Raw genomic sequence first — 21,740 nt, forward strand, 5'->3', positions numbered from 1 at the left:
GTTTTCCTCCTTAGGATGATGTTTTTATATGTAGACAGATCTATGAGATTATCTATCTATCTGAATAGATTACCCTTTTACCCCTTGGTCACTACTGATGGCTGAAACAAACCACTTCTGCATAAAGGCAAAGAGTAAAAGTAGTGGAACAATTGTAAAAGTACTTGCTGCCATAATGAGTGGCCAATTAATTCCATAGGCCCCCTCTTGAATAAAGAATTGACGAAGCCCTTGTGTAATGAGCATTTTCTCTTCACTTTTCACAATGAGCGATGGCCACAAATAGTTATTGTACATTTGAATGAAACTGATTAAACCAAGTGTAATAAAGCTAGGCTTTGTTAGCGGAAAATAAATTTTCCATAATATTTGCCAATGGCTCGCCCCATCCATTCTCGCTGATTCAACCATTTCTTTCGGAACTTGAAGGAACGCCTGCCTAAGTAAAAAGATTCCAAACACACTAGCACTGTTCGATATGATGATCCCAGTATAGGTGTCTAGTAAATTTAAATTCGCAAGTGTTACATAACTTGGAACATATGTCGCTGCTACCGGAAGCATGTAGCTCGATAAGATGATAGCAAACAAAATGTTTTTTCCAGGAAAGCGGAATTGAGTCAATGCATATGCCATCATCGCTGAATTAATGAGCTGAATACCAACAATACATGTTGCCGTAAAAACACTATTCCATATATATTGACTAAAAGGGGCCATCGTCCAAGCATCTATGAAGTTATGCCACTCTGGGGACTTTGGCCACCAAATAGGGGGAAACGACCAAATTTCTTCATTCGTCTTAATCGAATTCGTTACCATCCATAAGAATGGAAAAAACATCACGAAGCTTGCGACGAGAAGAACAGCATGCCGTATTGAAATCGTTGAAAAGTAAACTAATTTCCTCATACGTAAACTCCTTCTTTAATCGTTGTGCAAAAGATTAGAAACATTAATAATAGTGCACCCATTTTTTTGATATGATAAATTGCAAAACAGCTAATAAAGCCGTGATAAGTAAGATGATGGTAGATACAGCAGTCGCTGAACCCATGTTAAATTCTTCGAAAGCCGATTGATAGAACATATAAAGAAGTGTACGAGTACTTCCAGCAGGTCCACCTTGTGTTAACACTTGAATTTGATCATATGCTTGTAATGCTTCAATCGTTGAAACAATTAATAAAAACAATGTAGTCGGTGAAATGAGCGGAAGCGTGATTTTCCAAAATTTCGTCCAGCTGGATGCCCCATCTACAGATGCCGCTTCATATAACTGCTCCGGAACACGTTTTAGCGCATGAAGATAAAAAATCATGCTATACCCAACTCCTTTCCAAATGGTCACAATGATAATAGCCGGCATTGCCCATGTGGAACTGCTTGTCCATTCTAAAGCAGGTAAATGAAATAATGATAAAACCCAGTTTGCTAGTCCAACGTTCGGCTCATAAATCCACGACCAAACAATCGAGACGGCAACGGTTGGTGTGACCCATGGTGAGAAGATGATCGTTCGATAAAATGACAGACCTTGAAGTTTACTCGTTAATAGCATCGCCAATCCAAGTCCACCGAAGATAATCGGTAAAACGGTACCGATGGAAAAGTATACCGTGTTCGATAAAACTTGATAAAAACTTGAATCCGTAAATAAATCTATGTAGTTCTCAAACCACACGAAGTTATAGCTCGGAGACATGTAATCCCAGTCTGTCAAACTAATATAAAAAGACGCAATCATCGGATATATCCAAAACACGACAATTGGGATGAGTGCTGGAATCGTAAATAACCAACCTTGTATCGATGAATGTATTGAAAATAAAAATTGATTCGGGAACAGGTTAAATGTACGTGTGACTTTTTTTAAAACAGTTTGCATAAATCATTTCCCCTTATCCATTTGTTACTTTTATCATAAGTGGTAAATGTTAAGAGAATATTAGGTCAATATTAACAAAACGTTAATATCCACACTTTTTTACACAAAATCACACACATAAAAGAAAGACTGTACAAAGCCACGCTTCATACAGTCTTCATATGATTTAGGAATTAATAATCATAATGTTTTTTTCTTCATATTTTTGTTTTATTTTCTCGGAAAGACCAGAATCGGTAATAATTCCATTTATTTGATCAAAGGAACAAACCTTCAGCATAGAAACTGCATCAAACTTCGTTGAATCAGCTAGAACGTAACAAGAGTTAGCTTGTGCTAACATCTTTTTTTTAATATTCCACTCCCCTACTCCATAATCCGTTAAACCCGCATAAAGGGATATTCCGCTCATACTTAAAAATAAGCGATCAATATGAAATGGTTCTAAAAACTTCTCTGCCATTTCCCCAACGACACAAAGTTCTTGATTCCTTAACATTCCACCTATGAGAATAATGGTATATTGAGGCATCTCAGACAGTTCATAAGCAATTGGCAAAGAATTCGTAATAATGGTTAAACTTTTAAACTTCTTCTTTAGCGCTTTTGCAAACTCTGTGTTTGTCGTACTAACATCCATCGCAATAACCATGTTTTCTTTTACAAAACGAGTAGCAATTTCCCCAATTTCTTTCTTTTTTTCAATATTTAACGTTTCCCTTTTCGTAAAGGTTTCCTCTTTTGAATTATCAATTTCGAGAATCGCACCTCCATGCACTCTTTTTAACTTCCCAATCGATTCTAGATATTCTAAATCGCGTCTAACCGTTTCCACTGACACCCCAAACTCTTCCACTAATTCAGAGACTCTAACAGAATGAACTTCTTCTAAAATCTCTAAAATCCGGTCGTACCTCTGTTGAACGAGCATCCTTTGCACTCCCTTAAAAAAAATCATAAGAACACAAAAATCCACATATATTCACATATATACTAGCATATCTTTAAAATTATATGGAATGATATTTTGTAAAAAAGTTTACATAAGCAGAACGAAAAAAGAAAAGCGTGGGGTATGATCATGTAAGGACAGATATTTACAATTCAGTATTTCGTTTCTTCTTAACTGTATGTACCGCTAATAAAATTAACGGCAAGACAAGACCAATAGACAATGAATAAGGTGTCCAAGAGTATGCTACAAATGTATGAAAATAAGCAGAATTGGGGCTAATAACTAAGCTGAATATCGTTAAGATCATGCCAAAAGGGAAAACGATTGAACCATAACTTTTCAAATTGAATAGATGCATGATTCCAACATTTGTTGCATAAAAGCACAGAGCCGCTTTAAAATACAAAGATATAAACCAAATAATGGCCATGACAACTTCAATGCGATTCAAAAAATTTCCGACATTTATTTTTTTGGCTAAATAGTAGCTTGAATGTGCAAAATGAGCTGTTAGATGTCCCCCTAATACTAAAATATGTAGAAGTGTTAATACAATCAGGACACCTCCCCCGCCTAATACAGCAAACAAAAAAACCTTACGGAGGTTTTTTTGTTCATCTACAAACGGGTATACAATATTAAAAATAATCAGCTCTAAAAATGGAACGCCAATAAAGTAGTAATCGGCTTTTAAAATTGGTTTTATCCCTTCCTCAAGTACTGGAAAGAGGTTATTGATATCAATTTGTGGAAGTAGGCCTGCAAAAAAGATAAAAAGAAGAAGCAACATAATTGGTAAAAACAATTGTGCTGCATTAAATAATACCGATAAACCTAACTTTATCCCCATAACGATGACGAGAATAAAGATCATCATGATAGCCTGAATAGGTGTTTCCCGCATAACATTCTGTGTTAAAAAATCCCCCACTTCTCGAACTAACAGAGCAGATAACACTAAAAAGTAGAAGCTATAATAATAGGTAGTGATTTTTCCTATCCATTTCCCAAAAACTTCTTCATTTATTTCGTATAAGCTTTTGTTTTCAAACCGTTTACCTATACTACTAAATAAGAATACAAGTATACTACCTATTCCAACTCCGACAATGGCCGCAAACCAAGCATCTTGTTTGGCACTCTCTGCTAAAAAGGAAGGAATGATTAAAATCGTACTCCCAATCGTAAACATAAAAACATATGTAAAAAAATGTGCGGTACTTATATTTTCATTCGAAACCATAAACGACATATCCTCCGAAAAAACAAAGTTTATATAAGTTTTTCCAACCCATCATGTCTTATTCACTTTCTCCATTAGCAAAAGGAATACATTCATCCCATCAAGATATAAATGATAGACATTGCATATTTCTGCATAATTCCATGTGCGGCAGGAAATACCTACAATATATGAATGTTTCCAAAAGGGGGTTTTCCATGAAATTTCTAAAAGGAAAAAAGAAACCTCTTTTTTCTATAAACAACAATCAACCTATCCCTTCTTCAAAAGATTTGTTAAAACAGGTGAAAGATCGAAATCAACAGACTCAGTTGTATTCTTCTTTACAAAAAAACTTGGAAGAATTTAAAAAGGCTATTGGAAATAGTACAGATGTAACCATCCGTCCGTTCCGAATCGGACATGCACGTTCGATGAAAGCAGCGGTCATTTTTACAGATGGATTGGCGAATGAAACATTTATTAATGATTTTATTATGGAACCACTAATGAATGATGATCAGCTCAAAACAACGCCATACAATTTAACCGAAATCAAAGAACAAATTCTTACTATGGCAAACGTAGAGGATCTATGTGACTTTGACAAACTGTACACGTCTGTTCTCTCAGGTGATACGGTCATATTATTCGACGGGTTTAATCAAGGATTTGTAACAGATACAAAATCATGGGAAAGCCGAAATGTTGCTGAACCGCAAACACAAACTGTAATTCGAGGTCCACATGAAGGATTTACTGAAACACTAAGGACAAACACTGCGCTTATTAGAAGAAAAATTCGAGATCAAAACCTTTGGCTTGAGTCAAGACAAATCGGAACCCGAACGAAAACCGATATCGCGATTATGTATATTAAGGGTGTTGCAAATGACAAAGTCGTTGAGGAAATTCATAGACGGTTAGATCAAATTAACATTGATGGCATTTTAGAAAGCGGATATATCGAGGAGCTAATACAAGACAAGACATTTACACCATTTCCAACAATCTTTAACTCTGAACGGCCTGACACCATTGCTGGTGGCCTTTTAGAAGGTAGAGTCGCCATCATTGTTGATGGTAGTCCAAACGTTTTACTCGTCCCAGCCCTATTTGTCCAGTTTTTACAAACAGCTGAAGATTATTATCATCGTACAGACTTTGGGCTTATTCGGCTTTTACGATATATCGCTCTTTTCATATCTTTATTAGCACCCTCTTTATATATTGCGATTACAACGTTCCATCAGGAGATGCTACAAACTTCTTTATTAATTAGTATTGCCGCTCAACGTGAAGGAATTCCCTTCCCTGCATTTATTGAGGCATTAATGATGGAAACAACGTTTGAAATTTTACGAGAAGCTGGAATTCGAATGCCAAGAGCGATTGGCCCTGCCATTTCTATTGTTGGTGCTCTCGTTCTCGGTGAATCAGCCGTTGCGGCAGGTCTTGTGTCTCCTGCAATGGTCATCGTCGTTTCGATTACCGCCATTTCCGGCTTCATATTACCGTCTTTTTCTATGGGTATTCCGATTCGAATTTTGAGGTTCGGTTTAATGGCGCTTGCTGCATCTTTTGGACTTTTCGGTATTATTGTTGGTTTAATCGCCATTGTTTTACATTTATGCAGTTTACGATCCTTTGGTGTTCCTTACATGTCACCAGTAGCTCCGATGAATCTATCTGATCAAAAAGATACCATTTTAAGATTCCCGTTATGGGCAATGCGTTCTCGTCCACGGCTCATTAGTCAATTAGACACAGTACGTGAACAAACGCCAAAACCGGAACCGCCAAAAAAATAGACTTTCACCGAAAACGAGGTGATTTGGTTTGAAACGATTCGTTTACATGCTTATTATTTTCCTCTTGACCTGTACAGCTTTAACCGGTTGCTGGAGTCGACGCGAATTAAATGATCTTGCCATTGCCATTGCGATTGGCATTGACAAAGCAGAAGATGGCCAGTATCTTGTCTCCACTCAAATCGTTAATCCAGGTGAAATTGCTGCAAAAACTGGGGGTGGCGGTGGTGCAAAATATACACCTGTTACGACATACCAAGCAAAAGCAGGAAGCATTATGGAAGGAATGAGGAAGCTGACAACCGTTAGTCCTCGAAAAATATATGTTGCTCATATTCGTATGCTCGTCATTGGAGAGGAGCTTGCAAGAGAAGGCATTAAAGATGTACTTGATTTTTTTTCAAGAGATCACGAATTCCGTACAGACTTTTTTATTGTTGTCGCAAAAGAGGATAGGGCCGAGGAAGTTTTGAGCACTTTAACACAATTAGAAAAAATTCCAGCCAACAAAATGTTTGCATCGCTAGAAATGTCTGAAAAATCGTGGGCACCAACTAAAGGGGTGTTTCTTGATGAGTTAATATCCAATTTAGTAAGTGAAGGGATAGAACCTGTATTAACTGCCATTACAGTTATTGGAGATGAAGAAATAGGAGCTAGTTCGGAAAATGTTCACGAAATAAAGCCACCAGCTGAACTACGGTATGAAAATTTAGGAGTGTTTAAAAAAGATAAACTCATCGGATGGCTCGATAAAAATGAAAGTAAAGGATTCAATTATATTATCGGAAATGTAACAAATACAGTTGGTCCTCTTTCGTGCCCAAAAGGGGGAGAAATTATTACAGAGCAAATTAGAACAAAAGCAGATATAAAAGGGAAAGTGAAAAATGGAAAACCTGAAATTACGGTCGATATTTGGGCAGAATCAAACATTGCGGAAGTGAATTGCCAAATTGATTTAACAAAACCTGAAACGGTTACCGAGCTTGAACATATCGCCAACAAACGTGTAAAAGAGGTAGCGAACATTGCCATTAATAAAGCACAGAAGGAGCTTCAATCCGATATTTTCGGTTTTGGAGAGGCGATTCATCGCGCCGATCCAAAGGAATGGAAAAAGTTAAAGAAGAATTGGGATGAAACATTTACTCAACTACCTGTACATGTAAAGTCTAATTTTAAAATTCGTCGCCTCGGAACAGTCGGAAATTCTTTCCTTGAAGAAATGAAGACGGATAAGGAAGAAAAAGAGTGAACAATCATTGCCTCCATTTTACGCACAATCCAATGCGGAGGCTACTTTATCCCACTCTTAACGGGCAGTAAGACCCCCATCAAGATTCTGTACTAAAGCAAAGAAGATAGGCGAGGACAACTACCTGTAAAGATCCGAACTAAGAGCGAAACGTCCTGTAGCAACGTCCGCGTAACCCACATCCTGTTGGTCATAGGGCCTTTAGGTTATCCCATAGGGAACTAACATTCAATGGGGAATGAAAAAACTCCCCACTGAATGAAGTATTTCGTATATTTGGAGGTGAGATCTATGTGGCAAATCCTCGGCATTTTAATGGTAGCAATTATCGTGATATATATTGAAGTTCCTTCCCTATTAAAAAAGAAGCAAACAAAAGAACTTTACGTCTTTTCCATTCTTTTATTCATTGGCGTTGTTTTAAGCATTTTAGAAAGCTTACAAATAGAACTACCAAACCCGTTAGATGCCATAACATTTATCTATAAGCCCTTTAGTGATTTTATTTTCGGATTTTTAGAATAGATAGTAGGTGTCATTATGATGGATAAAATCAAGATTTCTTCCCATCAATTTACGATATTAGTATCACTATTTGTCATTGGTGATACGATTTTATTTTTACCATCAAATGTTACAGTTCACGGTCGTCAAGATGCATGGATCTCTGCACTTTTTGCGTTGTTTATTGGCATTATTTGTGTATCTATTTATAGTTACATCGGTACCCAATTTAATAATCAAACGCTTATTGAAATAGTGGAGTCAGCATTCGGTAAAGTAATAGGGAAAGGGATCGGAGTTATTCTTGTTTTTTATTTTTTTATTGATTGTACAGTTGTTTTATGGCAAGTTGGCGACTTTATGTCTTCGCAAATTTTAATCGAAACACCGATACAATTTGAGTTAATGATTTTTTTAAGCATTGTCATCTATGCCATTCGTCTTGGAGTGGAAACATTTGCACGTACAACTGAAATCCTTTTTCCGATTGTTTTAATTTTATTAATCCTATTATTTTTTTTCCTTTTACCACAGATTGATGTAATGAAAATCCAACCCGTGTTTGAAAGTGGTGTTAAAGGTGTATTGAGCGGATCTGTCCCATTAATTGGTTATTATTTTGAAACGATTATCTTGCTCATGATTTTCCCTTATGTAAATAGCCCTAAAAGCGGAACATATTCTTATATCATTGGTATGGGAATTGGCTCTATTTTATTATTTATGGTTATCTTACTATCTCTCCTTGTTCTCGGTGTCGACATTACAGAACGCAATATTTTTCCAAGCTATTTGCTAAGCAAGAAAATTAGTATTGGTCAGTTTTTAGAACGTATTGAAGTCATAATGGCGACCATTTGGATTCTTACCCTTTTTGTTAAGTTAACCATTTGTTTTTATGCAACATCACTAGGGATTTCCCAACTATTAAAATTAAAAGATTATAAAGCACTTTTAATTCCGCTAGCCATTATCACGATCATTTCATCACTTGCCTCTGTGCCAAATGTAAGCTATTTTAATCAATTTGTTCTTTCTACATGGTGGGTATATACGTCAACTTTTGGGCTATTTCTCCCGATCGTTCTCTTGATTATGGCTAGAATACGGAAAAAGAAAAACTTAGATACATGATCCTTAATACATAAAATTGTTCCTATTGCGGGGTCAGGTAGTATTTTTATGACAAATGTATGTAAACCACCCTCCCATCCGTGGTCTATTCAATAAAATCAGGGTGCAAGCACTTCTTAACACCTGCATAACCTATCGTCACTGACATATATTGTAGAAGGATGATTACTGAAAGAATGGCTGTACGAGAATTTTTTATTTAAGGGAGGTATTAAATAATTGGGAAAAATTGAGATAGATACTGCACCTTCTAAGACCAAACCTTCTAATCGTTCACAGAAGAAACCAAATTTCCTCATTTTGATGGTGGATCAAGAGCGGTTTCCACCCGTTTATGAAAATAATGAATTAAAAAAGTGGCGTAGAGATCACTTAATAACCCAAGAACTTTTACGTGAAAATGGCTTTGAATTTAATAAGCATTACGCAGGAAGTACAGCATGTTCACCTAGCAGAGCTACTCTTTATACAGGGCAATATCCATCCCTTCACGGTGTAACACAAACGAGCGGAGCTGCAAAAAGCGCTTTTGATCCTGATATGTTTTGGCTTGATCCAAACAGTGTTCCGACAATGGGTGACTATTTTCGCGCTGCAGGATATCGTACTTATTGGAAAGGGAAATGGCACGCTTCCGATGAAGATATTATTATTCCGGGAACAAACGATGCCTTTCCAAGCTATACATCTACAGGTATTCCAGATCCTAAAAAAGTCCAAATGTATCTTCATGCAAACCGTTTAAACTTATTTGGCTTCTCGGGATGGGTTGGTCCAGAGCCTCACGGTTCAGCTCCACGAAATTCAGGATCTTCGGCAGCCATTGGCTTAAGCGGCCGAGATACCGTCTATTCTGCTGAGGTAGTTGAATTAATTCAGGCACTTGAAAAGGAGGCACAAACATCAGAAGCACACCCTTGGTTCATTATGTCTTCTTTTGTAAACCCACATGATATTGCGCTATTTGGCGCCTATTCAGAGCTTAGTCCTTTATTCAACTTTAAGGTTGATCCATCTGTTCCTTTTATTCCAGAAGCTCCTACTGCAAACGAAACGTTAGATACGAAACCAACTGCACAAAAAAGCTATCGCATTACATATCAAAAAGCTTTTCAACCTTTACGAGACACCCTCTTTTACCGCCAGTTGTATTATTCACTGCAAAAGCAAGCCGACCAAGAAATGCTAAAAGTTTTTACAGCGCTAAAAAACTCTATTTTTTACGAAGATACAATTGTTATTTTCCTATCTGATCATGGAGAATTATTAGGAGCTCACGGTGGCTTATTTCAAAAGTGGTACAATACGTATGAAGAATCCATCCATGTCCCTTTTATTATCCACAATCCTAAGCTTTTCTCAGGACGCCAAAGCACGAATATGCTAACAAGCCACGTTGATGTACTTCCAACCATGCTAGGATTAGCTAACATCAATGTCGTGGACATTCAAGAAAAACTGCGTATTGACCATACAGAGGTACATCCTTTAGTTGGGCGGAACCTTACACCACTTTTCCGAGGAGAAGAAAGCTTTTACCGTGCTGATGAACCTATCTATTTTATGAGCGATGATGATGTGACGAGAGGATTAAACCAAGTTAGCGAAACTGGTGAACCTTACAAATCCGTTATCCAACCTAATCACATTGAAGCAATCATTACCACACTCCCAACTGGCAAAGATAGAGAAAATGAAATTTGGAAGCTTTCCCGTTATTTCGATAACCCTCAATTCTGGAGCGATCCAGGATGTAAGGACGAAATCACAAGCTCAGGCTCTTCAACTCATACAGAATCAAATACCGAATGCTCGGTTTGTGTCACAACGACTAAAAAACGTCCCGTTCCTGATCAATTTGAGCTATACAACTTAACAACTGATCCGCTAGAAGAAAAAAATTTAGCGAACCCAGCTTTTGAAACTCCTCAATCAATTGTTGTAAAAGAGCTATTGATCTCTGCTCTTAATGAACAATGTCGTCAAAAAAGATTATCACCTTCAAGCGGTGTTGTACCTGGTATGCCGTCTTGTAATTGTTGTATAGAGTAAATAGCGCCTATTCCCCCTACGAGTTAAAGTGTGAAGCAACTCTCTTCGGGGTTTTTATTTTTTATGAGAAAATGTATTCTAATAAGGAGTGAATGGTTTAGCGAAGTGTTTTTGAAGTGGAGGAATATGTATGCAAATGAAGATAGCTGTTTTCGGATCTGAAGAAATGATTAACCGAGTTCGAGAATGTCAATTTGATGTTGACAATATCAATATTGTTCCTTTCGTATATGATTACCCAAATGAGATCGAACAACTTATAATGGATGCATCAACATGTGATGTTTTTTTATTTACGGGACCATTACCATATTATTTGACAAAAAGATCCTCTCGTAAATTAAATATCCCATCAGTCTATATACCGGTAAATGATTTGAATGTATCATTAGCTTTATTTTCCATTTACTACCATCAAGACATTGAAATTGAACGTTTATCCATCGACTTACCTGATCGTGTTTATGTTCATAATGTGTTAACAGCTTTACAGTTACAACCTTCAATGCTACATATTCAAGAGTATCGTTGGATTATAGAAAAAAATTATACAAAAGAATTTCATCTAGACGAAATTGTATCAAAGCATATTCAACTATGGAAAGAAAAGAAAATCGATCTCGTTTTAACGAGTATCCATGCCGTATATGATCAACTACAGAAAAAAAATATTCCTTGTATGCGAATGATCGATCCTAAGAAAAATATTATTGACAGTTTAAAAGAAGCTAAAGTGTTAGGTGAACTCCACCAAAGTCAACGATCTCAAATAGCTGTTGGTCTTATTTCAATGAATGGCTTTGAAACAGTGCTTGCTTCAGATATTACGAGTCAAGAACACATATTGAAAACGCACCAACTTCTATTACAATTCGCCAAAAAAATAAATTGCTCTGTTCAGCACATCGGAAATGAGCAATTTGTGCTATATGGAACAAGAGGAAGTATTGAACACCTCACAGAACATTTCCTCTCATTGCAACGATTGATCGAAATGGAAGAAAAATTGGCTAGAACGATTAGCATCGGATTTGGTTTAGGTATGACAACAGTAGAGGCAGAAAAGCATGCGAAAATCGCTTTAGATTACGCAAAAAAAACAGAAATGAGTAGCGCTGCTTATATTGTAACTGAAGAGCAAACCGTCATAGGCCCGTTTAATGATAAGGTAAAGCGAGTACAACTGAAGGTTGAAAATGAACAAGTAAGAGAATTAGCAAAGAAATTAAAAATTAGTACAACCAATCTATTAAAAATCCAGCAATTTTTAGATGCTCGTTCAGGAAAAAGTTTCACCTCTAATGATGTTGCCGACTATTTAGAAGTGAGTCGTCGTTCAGCTGAAAGGCTTTTAAAAAAGTTTGCTGATCAAGGTTATCTTCATACTATTGGGGAAGAACAGCCACATCAAAGTGGTAGACCGCGTGCCATTTATACATTGAACCTGCCAAATCTTAATAAAAAAACAGAATAGACCCTCTTCATATTTGCAGGCTTCTACCCTTGTAGAGCCTGCTTTTTTCTTATTGTTTTTTAAATATTAAGAAAATATTGACTAAACAAACAATTTAATTGTATGATGTAATTAATTAGCGACTTGATAGCGACATATGTCGTTATCGATGGGAGGGAAATTGTTGATCCATTCAAAATTAGAAGTAACAGCAGCAACAAAAAAGAAGTTTCAAGTGCCGCATGTCTTTGTGATTTTGTTTTTTGTCATCGTATTGGCAGCGATTGCCACTTATATTGTTCCCGCAGGTGAATATGAACGGGTCCTAAATGATGAAGGTAGAACGGTTGTTGTTGATGGTACATTTCATACTGTGGAGTCTTCCCCAGCTGGTTTTTGGTCTATTTTTCGATCGATTCATAAAGGGATGGTTACTTCAGCAAGTATAATTTTTTATATTTTTATTGTTGGAGGATCATTCGGCATTTTACGTTCAACTGGAGCCATCGAAGGAGCGGTAAGCAGTATTTCAGAAAAAATAAGCGGAAAAGAACGGATGCTCATCCCTGTTTTCATGACGTTTTTTGCCTTATCAGGTGCCATGCTTGGACTTGCAGAGGAAACCATTCCTTACATCACGATTATGGTTCCGTTAGTCATTATGCTAGGTTTTGATTCGATCGTTGGTACAGCCATTGTATTATTAGGGACTTCTGCAGGTTTCACAGCAGCATTTATGAATCCGTTTACAGTTGGTGTTGCACAAGGAATAGCTGAAATACCTATTTTTTCTGGAATGGGTCTAAGAATCATTTTGTTCATCATTTTTCTAACAGTGAGTATTGGGTACGTTATGAGGTATGCCAAAAAAGTAAAAGAAGATCCGACAAGGAGCCTCGTTTATCAGGAAGATCAAAAATTGAATGAGTTTACTAAAAAAGAAAAAACAGAGCTTACGAGCCAACATAAAGCGATTTTTATTGTATTACTAGCAACACTTGTATTTCTTGCATTCGGTGTCATAAAGCTAAAATGGTTTATTCCAGAAATTGCTGGATTGTTCTTATTAATGGGCATTATGATCGGCTTAGTTGGGAAAATGTCTTTAAACGAAATTGCGGAATCTTTTATTAACGGTTGCAAAGTTTTAGTTGTTGGTGCATTAGTTGTTGGAGTGGCTCATGCCATTCTCGTTGTACTTCAAGATGGTAAGATCATGGATACCATTTTATATACATTAGCTAGAGCGGTTGATCGTTTACCAGCTGAGTTTGCTGCAGTCGGGATGTACCTTGTCCAATGTATATTAAATTTTATCGTTCCTTCAGGAAGTGGACAAGCTGCGCTAACGATGCCAATTATGACACCATTATCAGATTTAGTCGGTGTTTCTCGTCAAACAGCTGTTCTAGCTTTTCAATTTGGAGATGGTATTTCAAATATTTTTTCTCCGACATCAGGTTATTTTATGGCAGGGTTAGCATTAGCGGGTATTTCTTGGATTAAATGGGCGAAGTGGATTTTACCATTAATTTTAATTCATTATGTTTTAGGTGCAATTTTCGTTACTGTAGCACATCTAATTGGTTTTTCATGAGAAGGAGGATTGTTGCTATGACGACGAAACAAAAGATAGAAGAATGGGTTATTCTACAACGAAGATATTTCCATCAGTACCCAGAGCTATCCCACCAAGAAGTAGAAACAAAAAAATATGTTGAAAAACAATTAACGAAACTTGGGCTCCGTACCTATTCTTTAACTGGAAAAGATGTGGTTGCAGTATTAGAAGGGAATCACCCTGGTAAGACCGTTGCGATTCGAGCGGATATGGATGCGTTACCGATTAAAGAAGAAACAAACCTTCCATTTGCATCAAAACATGATGGAGCTATGCATGCATGTGGTCATGATGGTCATATGGCGATTTTGTTAGGCATTGCAAAAACTTTCGTTGAAGCTCAAGAAGAAATTCATGGAACCATTTTATTTATTTTCCAGCATGCTGAAGAAAGTGTTCCTGGTGGAGCAAAAGAGCTAGTATCGAAAAATATACTAGATGGAGTTGATGCCATTTTTGGGTATCACCTTTGGCAGCCTCTTTCAACAGGTATGATCGGTATTCGGGAAGGTTCAACGATGGCTGGTGCAGATCGCTTTTCTTGTACTATTTACGGCAAGGGTGGACATGGTTCGATGCCGAATGAGACAGTTGATCCTACACTTATTGCTGCACATGCCATTACACAAATGCATTCAATTGTAAGCAGATCGCTACATCCACTTGAACAAGCTGTTTTAAGTCTTGGAGAAATACGAGCAGGATCAACCTATAATGTTATTCCTGACACGGCATATATGTCTGGAACAGTACGCCATTTTCATGAAAGCATATCAAAACAAGTACGTAGTCGCATAGAGATGATTCTTGATGGTGTATGTAAATCCTTTGGAGCAACTTATGAATTTGACCATAATCACGGAGATCCACCCGTTATAAATGATAAAAAGCTCGTACAAATGATTCGAACTGAAGCAGAAACACTTTATGGCAAAACAAGCGTAATGACCATTGATCCCGTTTTAGGAAGTGAAGATTTTTCCTATTACTCAAAAGAAATCCCAGCTGTTTATACGTTTATCGGTGTTGGTAATTCTACGTATATACACGGTCATCACCATCCTAAATTTGATTTCGATGAGCAAATGTTAATCAGAGGTGTCGAACTCATATCGACTTCTGTTTTACGTTATCTGAAGGAGTGCAGAGAAGATGAAAATTAAGTCAATCGAATTGTTTGGAATAAGACTCCCTTTTATCACACCATTTATTGTCAGTTATCACACATACAATGACATGCCCTCGATTATTGTAAAGATAGAAACGGATGACGGTTTAATAGGGTATGGAGAAGGCACTCCTGATGAGCATGTAACTGGGGAAGAATGGAAGAGCACCTATGAAATGATTAAAAATATCCTTGCACCCGAACTTATTGGTGAAAACCCTTTTAATATCGAGAAAATTCATGAAAAAATGAATAAAAAAATATATGGAGCTCCAACTGCGAAAGCAGCTATTGATATTGCTTGCTATGATTTAATGGGGAAAGCGGCTAACCAACCTGTCTATAATCTTCTTGGTGGTAAATATCGTGATTCATTAAAGATTGCTAAAGTAATTAGTATTTTAGAATCAAATGAAATGGCGTCCATTGCTAAAGAGGCAATAGCGAATGGTTACAAAGAGTTAAAGCTAAAGGTCGGTACAGATAAACAAAAGGATGTGGAACGTATTCGTGCAGTGCGTGAAGCTGTAGGGTCTGGCATTCCAATACGAGTTGATGCAAACCAAGGATGGATGTATAGTTCAGATGCGCTCTATGTTTTACAAAGAGTAAAAGATTGCGATATTGATTGGATCGAGCAGCCTGTATTAGCCGACGATATGGACGCATTGCTCGAAGTAAAAGAAAAAACATTAATCCCCGTCATGATTGATGAAGGATTACATGGAAATAAGGAAATGCGAGAAGTTATTTCAAAGCGAGCAGCAGATAAAATTAATATTAAGCTAATGAAATGTGGAGGGCTTTTTCCAGCAACAAAATTAGTCCATCAAGCAGAAATGGCAGGCTTGACATGTCAAATTGGTTCGATGGTCGAATCGTCTGTTGCCTCATCAGCCGGGCTACACCTAGCTACAGCTAAGAAAAATATTCTAAGCAATGAGCTTACTGGTCCATTAATGTTTAGCAAAGATATCGGCAACTTAACGTATGAACCGCCTCACATTACGATACCTGACACCCCAGGATTAGGTATCGTAATAAACGAAGCAATGTTGCAAGAGCTAACAAAAATGTCAGCGAAAATTGTTTAAGCCGTGCTAGTCCCCCAACATGTTACTAGTATTAACTACATGTGAGTACCATCTGAACAAAAGTAATAGTACTTGTCCCTAAATAGCGCTAAGGGACAAGCATCGAAATCGAAGTCGACTCGATACCCTTTGATGCCTATGGCTACCCACGTTCTCTCAAGATATTTTGGTTGTCTAACTAGATTTTCTTCATAAATTAAACTCTTAAACGACCACCTGCTAAAGCAGGTGGATTTAGACATAAATGTCGACGACTAAAGTCGTTATCTAAGACTGAGAAGTCACCTTAAAGCATCTATACTTAAGCACACTAAACTTGACTAAACTCATTCCTCAATTCTGAAGATGTCGTTCTTTTCATCACGAAATTGATTGGCGATGTAATTTCGAATGATTTCCTCTGCCACGGTTCCCACTGTTGCACAAAAATATCCCCTTGCCCATAAGTGATAACCCCAATATTTCTTCTTCAGTTCTGGAAATTCATCTTGCAATAACCTTGATGACCTTCCTTTTAAGTACTGCATGATTTTACTCAGGGCAAGACTTGGGGGACATGACAAGAGTAATGTCCCCAACTCGTTCGTAGAAAAGGAGATTCGCCCACATCCTAAATCAAAGAAATGTACCTGATCGCTTCTTGGAATGGATCCTGTATACGTCCACCCACCTTTCCTAAGCCAACGAAGTACGTATGGAGCCAATTGAGTTTTGGGAGAAATCGCTGGAGGTGGAAGCGTAATAGATGGCGACTTCTGTTAACTCTTTTATCTACAAGAAATTGATGAATACGATCTAAAATAGTTTGAATGGTATGTTGAAAGTAGGGGATGAGAAAATCTGGTAGAATAGAAATGTTGATTCCACAGTTTAAGCACCTCAAACGACAGATAGGAATTCTCACTTCCATCTCTTCTGAAATGCCATTTCGAAAGTAATACCCATTCCGATGAAGGTTGCCTGGTCCGTGACACTGACATTTTTGGACAAGTATCAAGCACAGGAAAGGCATTCATCTTTTCTCTTTTTGCGTATTCTTTTAAACCGATGCCTAAATCATAGGAAATGATCACGTTCAACACTCCCCCAAATAATATGCAAAAAATGTAGCATATAATCTCAGAGGCGTGTCATGTAAGTTCTGGAGGAATATGAAAATTTTCAAAGGTTTTTAGAGGGAATAAAGTGATGATTTACACTATATATCTATTTCAATACTGATAATTGTGGAACTCTATTTGAAGAAAAAACAGAATGAAATGTTATTAATGAAGGAAGTAGAAATCGCTACTATATAGAGTCCATTAAAGCGAACGAAAATGTAACAGTCGACAACTGTAAAACGAATCCAATGGGCGGAATTTTTATTTAAGGCTATTTAAATAATGATACTATTTTACTAGATATATGATATAATTGGCTCATCACCAAAAGTCGGGGTTGATAATTTCTATGAAATATGTACTTATCTCTATTTCCCCATTTTTTTGCAATTATGAATGTAAAATAGATGTTTGTAATGGACAACAAGTTATGGATTTTATTTCACTCCTCCAAGTTACGGTGATTGACCATATAATTTTATACAAAATGATATAAAGGTGGTACAGGAAGTGGAGAAACAACAAAAAAAGAAAAAACCGTTCTATAAAAAATGGTGGGTATGGATAATTGCGATTCTTATTATTGGTGCTGCTGTCAACGGCAACGATGATGAAAAAGAGGACGCAAACAAAGAAGAAAGTAAATTGGATGTCACTGAGTCGGTAACTAAGGATAAACCAGAGGAGAAAAAAGAGGAACAAAAAAATGAAGATACGAAGGCAGAGGATGATATTCCTGCAGAATATAAGTCTGCTTTGAATAAAGCTGAATCATATGCAAAAACTATGAACATGTCCAAAAGTGCTATTTTTGATCAATTAGTTTCAGAATATGGTGAAAAGTTTTCTGTGGAATCTGCTAAGTATGCAATGGATAATCTTGAGTTTGATTGGAAAGCAAACGCTTTGATGAAGGCTGAATCTTACTCTGAAACTATGTATATGTCAAAACAAGGAATTTATGAACAACTTATTTCAGAACACGGTGAAAAGTTTTCTGAAGACGAAGCAAAATACGCAATTGATAATATGAAAGCAGACTTTAATAAAAACGCCTTGGAAAAGGCAAAAAGTTATCAGGAAACAATGAGTATGTCGCCAGAAGCGATAAGAGACCAACTGACTTCTGAACATGGTGAAAAATTCACACAAGAAGAAGCCGATTATGCTATTAAGAATTTAAATAAATAAAACGGCAAGAAACGCCCCCAGCCCATTCTTTGGTTGAGGGCGTTTTTTTACCGTTGGTGGAATCGTCTTGGAAATGTGCTTAGCGTTGTCCCAATCCTTACAGACTAGGCTATTTAATTTTTTGAACAAAAAGCATCGGAATATGCGATGTAATTTGATATGCATTTTACTTTATATTTTTTTTGTAAATTCACATTTTGAGATAGGAGACCGAACCCGTTACGATTGTTAACAATCCAATATTCCTTTACTCCATACTTCATATAAAGATTTAGTTTTGTAATCAAATCATGCGATTGATTGGACGGATTAAGGATTTCCACTATCAGGGTCGGAACACCGATGTATTTTGTTTCAGTAAAACCACCTTTTTCACAAATAACACTAATATCAGGAATCACAATCTTATTTCCTTCTATTCCTTCACTTTTTAATTCAATATCATAAGGGGCTACAAACACTTCACATGATTCCTCTTCAAGAAAGTTCCCTATTCTTAATTGAAGACGGCTCGATATTCTTTGATGTTTTGTAGATGGAGAAGGTGACATGTATATTACACCATCAATATATTCTAACAATTGCTCACTCTTTTCCCTCATCTCGTAAAACATTTCTAAAGGTACAAAGGAATCGTGACTTAAGGTCATTTCCACTCCCCCTATTAGTTTTTTCCTTTTTATAACATTTCGAGAGCGTGCGAGAGTGAACAATTGTACCCTAACACATTCAAGCGCTCTGGAACACAAATACTCTTATATCAAGGTTAATAATGCCACACACTCCACATGGCTCGAGAGGACAGAATGAATGTCATTTTAATGTGTCCGTTCTCGGAAACATATCTACTGCTTTTTTGGGGCTATCGGTAGACGGGAACATATCAATCTTCACGGAAAACAAAACCGTCTTAACCATGTGCGACCCGTTCATCTATGAATTAATTCCACTACTTTAATGCAACTCAGGGTTCACATTTCCCATTAAAAATTCGTCAATTTTCAGTTAAGTATCCTCTAATTTTTTTCCTCCTCTAGTTGGATTGTACGACCTAATGATGACGTTTTTGTAGGACTTATCCAAGCAATGTAGTTTGAAAAAATCCCAAGCAAAATTCCTTGTAGAATCCATTAGACTTTTTTTAGTCCCGGCCATATAATCAAACTTACTTTTAAAGTGATACAAATCTCCATTATACTTAATGGATAACAGGTAATACTGCCTACCCGGATTTGGTACTTTAAACTCCCATATTTCAAAATAGTGCGACTGTGGAGTACTCGTTAGTGTATCTTTATACTGCTTAAACATATAATCAATATTCTCTATTTCTTTTGGAAACTGAGGCAGCTCACCAATAACATTATTTATCACGGTTAAAGGTTCACTGTAAATTCCTTCGATCTCATCATTCGTAAAACTTCTGATTTCCTCAATGGTCTCAAAATTAATTTTCATAGGAGTAATATTGCAGTATTCCATAGCCGATTCTAACTCCTCTGAAAAACCTTTTGCTAATATATAAACTTTATGTATATTAATACTTTTCATTTTTAACTTTGCAAAGTACTCCATCACCTGTGCGATATTTGGGTAATCAGCCTCATGGCGTTTAATCTCAACCAAGTGAAGTGTTTCGTCCGTTTTGCTTTTATAAATAACATCACATCTCAGATTTGTTGCAACCCATTCTTGTTTTGAATATATTTCCCAATCAGAATTGAACTTTTCCGGATGATTAGCGTACATACTTTCAAAAAATGATTCTCTCTCATTAATGGTTGACATAGATTATCGTCTCCTATCCCCATACAAGATTAAATACTTTATCAAAATTTTGTTTTACGGTAAATATTCACAAAATGGGGTTATGACAGGTGCTAACCCAAACTTTCCCTGATAAAGCAGCTATTTGTTCTTCAAATAAACCCAAAACAGAATACTATCCGTTAGTCTTAAACAAAACAGCGCATCTTCAATAGTAGGCATTTCAATATTATTCTCATTTCTATGAGTCCCATAATCTGACATCATGGAGTAAATCATATAAATTGTCTTTGTCTTTGTTAGCTTTCCATCTCTATTTTCATTGAAAAAATCTGCTAAGTCTGCTTTTCTTAGGTCTGCTTTGAGGGCCTTATCTAAATCAGAAATTGTTGATGTTGCATTGTCTCCACTTGTGTTAAAAACACCTCTCATCCACTTTGCAAAACTTTCCGTCCCTTTATATTTTGAAAATAGACTTACAATACACGTTCTACAAGATTCAATACAAGTGCCGGAATGACCTTGAGTATAAGCATCGATTGCAGATTTGTAAGAATCATATACTTCTTTATGATTTATTTTAATCCAGGACTCAACAGAAAACATCTCACCTACTCTAGCAAAGTCACTTTCCATGCAAGCAGAAACTGTTATTTTATCAAATTCAATAGTTATACTTAATCCTAAAATCTCATATAGTTTAGCTAGCTCTTCAAAGTCTTCATTGCTATCCTCAGAAATATATCTTACATTGAAAGATTTAGTTATTTCTTTTAACAGATTGATAATATCTTCATGCTTATTTTCCATCATACGACGGCTGAGATTCGGAAGAACGTCCATGCCTTTATGGAGAATTTAAATCCCATTAAAGTCATTGACCGCCTCTGTGTAAGGATGGAGTCAAATGCCATTCAGGAATTTCTTTAGTTCAACTTATATAGTTGGACTCCACGCTTGTCCTTCATCTGAAATCGTTTCTTGTCTCGACTCACTGCGATTTCTCGATCAATCTCTTCCAAGATCTCTGTAAACACTTTTTCAAATGTTTGTTGTAAAAGAAAAAACAAACCTTGTTCTAGCTCTTTTAAACTTGGGAATTTTTCAGTAAAATATCTCATAGGGACTCTCTCCTTTGCAAGTTTTTCCAAAACAATACTGTACAAAAAGAGAGTCCCTTTTTCACGTATTTTGCATACTACCGCGCTATCGCTTGGTGGCCTCATTCCTAGTGAATGGCTTCTAGTAGCCATTCACTAGGAATGAGGTTCATTTATTTATCCCACAAATATTTTACTCATACATCAAACTCAATTTTCGTGTCTGGTAAACTATTTACTTAAACGAATTTTACTTCAATATCTGATAAATAAATATCCCCTATATTCTGAACACGATATAACCGAAAATCAATATCATACTTATTTTCTCCAATAAAGGACTCTATGGCGGCAAATAGCTCATCTTCAAACTTAACCGCCACATAATTTTTAAATGAACGATTGCTCGCCATATACAA

The 21,740-nt window shown here is 36.5% G+C and carries 21 protein-coding genes; 10 read left to right on the forward strand and 11 right to left on the reverse strand.

What is annotated here, in order from left to right; all coding sequences use genetic code 11:
* Positions 1 to 69: 69 nt before the first annotated feature.
* The 4 genes from MLD65_RS09230 to MLD65_RS09245 form a co-directional block, all read right to left on the reverse strand.
* Positions 70 to 912 (reverse strand): carbohydrate ABC transporter permease, encoded by an 843-nt coding sequence (locus MLD65_RS09230; protein ID WP_243291589.1) that lies wholly within the window; start codon positions 910 to 912, stop codon positions 70 to 72.
* A gap of 43 nt (positions 913 to 955) precedes the next feature.
* Positions 956 to 1,888, reverse strand: a complete 933-nt coding sequence (locus tag MLD65_RS09235) for a carbohydrate ABC transporter permease (RefSeq protein ID WP_243291590.1) — start codon at positions 1,886 to 1,888, stop codon at positions 956 to 958.
* A gap of 166 nt (positions 1,889 to 2,054) precedes the next feature.
* Positions 2,055 to 2,819: a DeoR/GlpR family DNA-binding transcription regulator gene (locus MLD65_RS09240; RefSeq protein WP_243291591.1), complete on the reverse strand. Its 765-nt coding sequence runs from the start codon at positions 2,817 to 2,819 to the stop codon at positions 2,055 to 2,057.
* Positions 2,820 to 2,985: 166 nt separating this feature from the next.
* The gene (locus MLD65_RS09245) at positions 2,986 to 4,086 is read right to left on the reverse strand and encodes a GerAB/ArcD/ProY family transporter (protein WP_243291592.1); all 1,101 of its coding nucleotides are present in this window, start codon (positions 4,084 to 4,086) and stop codon (positions 2,986 to 2,988) included.
* 197 nt (positions 4,087 to 4,283) lie between these two features.
* On the opposite strand from MLD65_RS09245, the gene MLD65_RS09250 reads away from it, so the two are divergent.
* From MLD65_RS09250 to MLD65_RS09290, 9 genes are all read left to right on the forward strand, one after another.
* Positions 4,284 to 5,876, forward strand: coding sequence for a spore germination protein (locus tag MLD65_RS09250; RefSeq protein ID WP_243291593.1), 1,593 nt, complete (start codon positions 4,284 to 4,286; stop codon positions 5,874 to 5,876).
* 28 nt (positions 5,877 to 5,904) lie between these two features.
* Positions 5,905 to 7,134, forward strand: coding sequence for a Ger(x)C family spore germination protein (locus tag MLD65_RS09255; protein ID WP_243291594.1), 1,230 nt, complete (start codon positions 5,905 to 5,907; stop codon positions 7,132 to 7,134).
* 291 nt (positions 7,135 to 7,425) lie between these two features.
* Entirely contained in the window at positions 7,426 to 7,659 is a 234-nt protein-coding gene (locus MLD65_RS09260) for a hypothetical protein (RefSeq protein ID WP_243291595.1), read from the forward strand.
* 15 nt (positions 7,660 to 7,674) lie between these two features.
* Positions 7,675 to 8,772 carry a GerAB/ArcD/ProY family transporter gene (locus MLD65_RS09265; protein WP_243291596.1) on the forward strand — a complete coding sequence of 366 codons (1,098 nt, stop codon included), beginning with the start codon at positions 7,675 to 7,677 and terminating at the stop codon, positions 8,770 to 8,772.
* Between the two features lie 219 nt (positions 8,773 to 8,991).
* On the forward strand, positions 8,992 to 10,824 hold the full coding sequence (locus MLD65_RS09270; RefSeq protein ID WP_279326024.1) for a sulfatase family protein: 1,833 nt from the start codon (positions 8,992 to 8,994) through the stop codon (positions 10,822 to 10,824).
* Positions 10,825 to 10,954: 130 nt separating this feature from the next.
* Positions 10,955 to 12,298, forward strand: coding sequence for a transcriptional regulator (locus MLD65_RS09275; protein WP_243291597.1), 1,344 nt, complete (start codon positions 10,955 to 10,957; stop codon positions 12,296 to 12,298).
* 163 nt (positions 12,299 to 12,461) lie between these two features.
* A complete protein-coding gene (locus tag MLD65_RS09280; RefSeq protein ID WP_243291598.1) occupies positions 12,462 to 13,874 on the forward strand; it encodes a YfcC family protein in 1,413 nt (470 codons plus the stop codon).
* 17 nt (positions 13,875 to 13,891) lie between these two features.
* Positions 13,892 to 15,061: a M20 metallopeptidase family protein gene (locus MLD65_RS09285; RefSeq protein WP_243291599.1), complete on the forward strand. Its 1,170-nt coding sequence runs from the start codon at positions 13,892 to 13,894 to the stop codon at positions 15,059 to 15,061.
* Positions 15,051 to 16,160 carry a mandelate racemase/muconate lactonizing enzyme family protein gene (locus MLD65_RS09290; RefSeq protein WP_243291600.1) on the forward strand — a complete coding sequence of 370 codons (1,110 nt, stop codon included), beginning with the start codon at positions 15,051 to 15,053 and terminating at the stop codon, positions 16,158 to 16,160. Before MLD65_RS09285 ends, MLD65_RS09290 begins: the two co-directional genes overlap by 11 nt.
* A gap of 326 nt (positions 16,161 to 16,486) precedes the next feature.
* Here MLD65_RS09290 and tnpA read toward each other — a convergent pair whose 3' ends face one another.
* Together tnpA and MLD65_RS18380 are read right to left on the reverse strand one after the other, a co-directional pair.
* Positions 16,487 to 16,864, reverse strand: a complete 378-nt coding sequence (gene tnpA / locus MLD65_RS18265; protein ID WP_347709285.1) for an IS200/IS605 family transposase — start codon at positions 16,862 to 16,864, stop codon at positions 16,487 to 16,489.
* On the reverse strand, positions 16,771 to 17,172 hold the full coding sequence (locus MLD65_RS18380) for a DUF6431 domain-containing protein (protein WP_481748510.1): 402 nt from the start codon (positions 17,170 to 17,172) through the stop codon (positions 16,771 to 16,773). The genes tnpA and MLD65_RS18380 overlap by 94 nt, the downstream gene beginning before the upstream one ends.
* Positions 17,173 to 17,773: 601 nt before the next feature.
* Between MLD65_RS18380 and MLD65_RS09300 the strand changes: the two genes are divergently transcribed.
* A complete protein-coding gene (locus MLD65_RS09300; protein ID WP_243291602.1) occupies positions 17,774 to 18,454 on the forward strand; it encodes an Ltp family lipoprotein in 681 nt (226 codons plus the stop codon).
* A gap of 113 nt (positions 18,455 to 18,567) precedes the next feature.
* Here MLD65_RS09300 and MLD65_RS09305 read toward each other — a convergent pair whose 3' ends face one another.
* The 5 genes from MLD65_RS09305 to MLD65_RS09325 all read right to left on the reverse strand — a co-directional run bounded on the left by MLD65_RS09305 (position 18,568) and on the right by MLD65_RS09325 (position 21,734).
* On the reverse strand, positions 18,568 to 19,104 hold the full coding sequence (locus tag MLD65_RS09305) for a Uma2 family endonuclease (RefSeq protein ID WP_243291603.1): 537 nt from the start codon (positions 19,102 to 19,104) through the stop codon (positions 18,568 to 18,570).
* Positions 19,105 to 19,459: 355 nt separating this feature from the next.
* Positions 19,460 to 20,242: a hypothetical protein gene (locus tag MLD65_RS09310; protein ID WP_243291604.1), complete on the reverse strand. Its 783-nt coding sequence runs from the start codon at positions 20,240 to 20,242 to the stop codon at positions 19,460 to 19,462.
* Between the two features lie 120 nt (positions 20,243 to 20,362).
* On the reverse strand, positions 20,363 to 21,064 hold the full coding sequence (locus MLD65_RS09315; RefSeq protein ID WP_243291605.1) for a hypothetical protein: 702 nt from the start codon (positions 21,062 to 21,064) through the stop codon (positions 20,363 to 20,365).
* Positions 21,065 to 21,147: 83 nt separating this feature from the next.
* The gene (locus MLD65_RS09320; RefSeq protein ID WP_243291606.1) at positions 21,148 to 21,342 is read right to left on the reverse strand and encodes a UPF0236 family transposase-like protein; all 195 of its coding nucleotides are present in this window, start codon (positions 21,340 to 21,342) and stop codon (positions 21,148 to 21,150) included.
* A 218-nt stretch (positions 21,343 to 21,560) separates the two neighbouring features.
* Positions 21,561 to 21,734 carry a hypothetical protein gene (locus MLD65_RS09325; protein ID WP_243291607.1) on the reverse strand — a complete coding sequence of 58 codons (174 nt, stop codon included), beginning with the start codon at positions 21,732 to 21,734 and terminating at the stop codon, positions 21,561 to 21,563.
* Positions 21,735 to 21,740: the final 6 nt, after the last annotated feature.

The organism is Bacillus sp. FJAT-47783 (assembly GCF_022808615.1).
Lineage (GTDB): Bacteria > Bacillota > Bacilli > Bacillales > Aeribacillaceae > Bacillus_BZ.

Bases quoted from the DNA above. Each gene is read 5' to 3' on its own strand.
- MLD65_RS09305 (WP_243291603.1), bottom strand. From the start codon at position 19,104: ATGACCTTAAGTCACGATTCCTTTGTACCTTTAGAAATGTTTTACGAG.
- MLD65_RS09240 (WP_243291591.1), bottom strand. From the start codon at position 2,819: ATGCTCGTTCAACAGAGGTACGACCGGATTTTAGAGATTTTAGAAGAA.
- MLD65_RS09260 (WP_243291595.1), top strand. From the start codon at position 7,426: ATGTGGCAAATCCTCGGCATTTTAATGGTAGCAATTATCGTGATATAT.
- MLD65_RS09265 (WP_243291596.1), top strand. From the start codon at position 7,675: ATGATGGATAAAATCAAGATTTCTTCCCATCAATTTACGATATTAGTA.
- MLD65_RS09315 (WP_243291605.1), bottom strand. From the start codon at position 21,064: ATGGACGTTCTTCCGAATCTCAGCCGTCGTATGATGGAAAATAAGCAT.
- MLD65_RS09235 (WP_243291590.1), bottom strand. From the start codon at position 1,888: ATGCAAACTGTTTTAAAAAAAGTCACACGTACATTTAACCTGTTCCCG.
- MLD65_RS18380 (WP_481748510.1), bottom strand. From the start codon at position 17,172: ATGCCTTTCCTGTGCTTGATACTTGTCCAAAAATGTCAGTGTCACGGA.
- MLD65_RS09275 (WP_243291597.1), top strand. From the start codon at position 10,955: ATGCAAATGAAGATAGCTGTTTTCGGATCTGAAGAAATGATTAACCGA.
- MLD65_RS09320 (WP_243291606.1), bottom strand. From the start codon at position 21,342: ATGAGATATTTTACTGAAAAATTCCCAAGTTTAAAAGAGCTAGAACAA.
- MLD65_RS09250 (WP_243291593.1), top strand. From the start codon at position 4,284: ATGAAATTTCTAAAAGGAAAAAAGAAACCTCTTTTTTCTATAAACAAC.
- MLD65_RS09325 (WP_243291607.1), bottom strand. From the start codon at position 21,734: ATGGCGAGCAATCGTTCATTTAAAAATTATGTGGCGGTTAAGTTTGAA.
- MLD65_RS09310 (WP_243291604.1), bottom strand. From the start codon at position 20,242: ATGTCAACCATTAATGAGAGAGAATCATTTTTTGAAAGTATGTACGCT.
- MLD65_RS09290 (WP_243291600.1), top strand. From the start codon at position 15,051: ATGAAAATTAAGTCAATCGAATTGTTTGGAATAAGACTCCCTTTTATC.
- MLD65_RS09230 (WP_243291589.1), bottom strand. From the start codon at position 912: ATGAGGAAATTAGTTTACTTTTCAACGATTTCAATACGGCATGCTGTT.
- MLD65_RS09245 (WP_243291592.1), bottom strand. From the start codon at position 4,086: ATGGTTTCGAATGAAAATATAAGTACCGCACATTTTTTTACATATGTT.
- MLD65_RS09285 (WP_243291599.1), top strand. From the start codon at position 13,892: ATGACGACGAAACAAAAGATAGAAGAATGGGTTATTCTACAACGAAGA.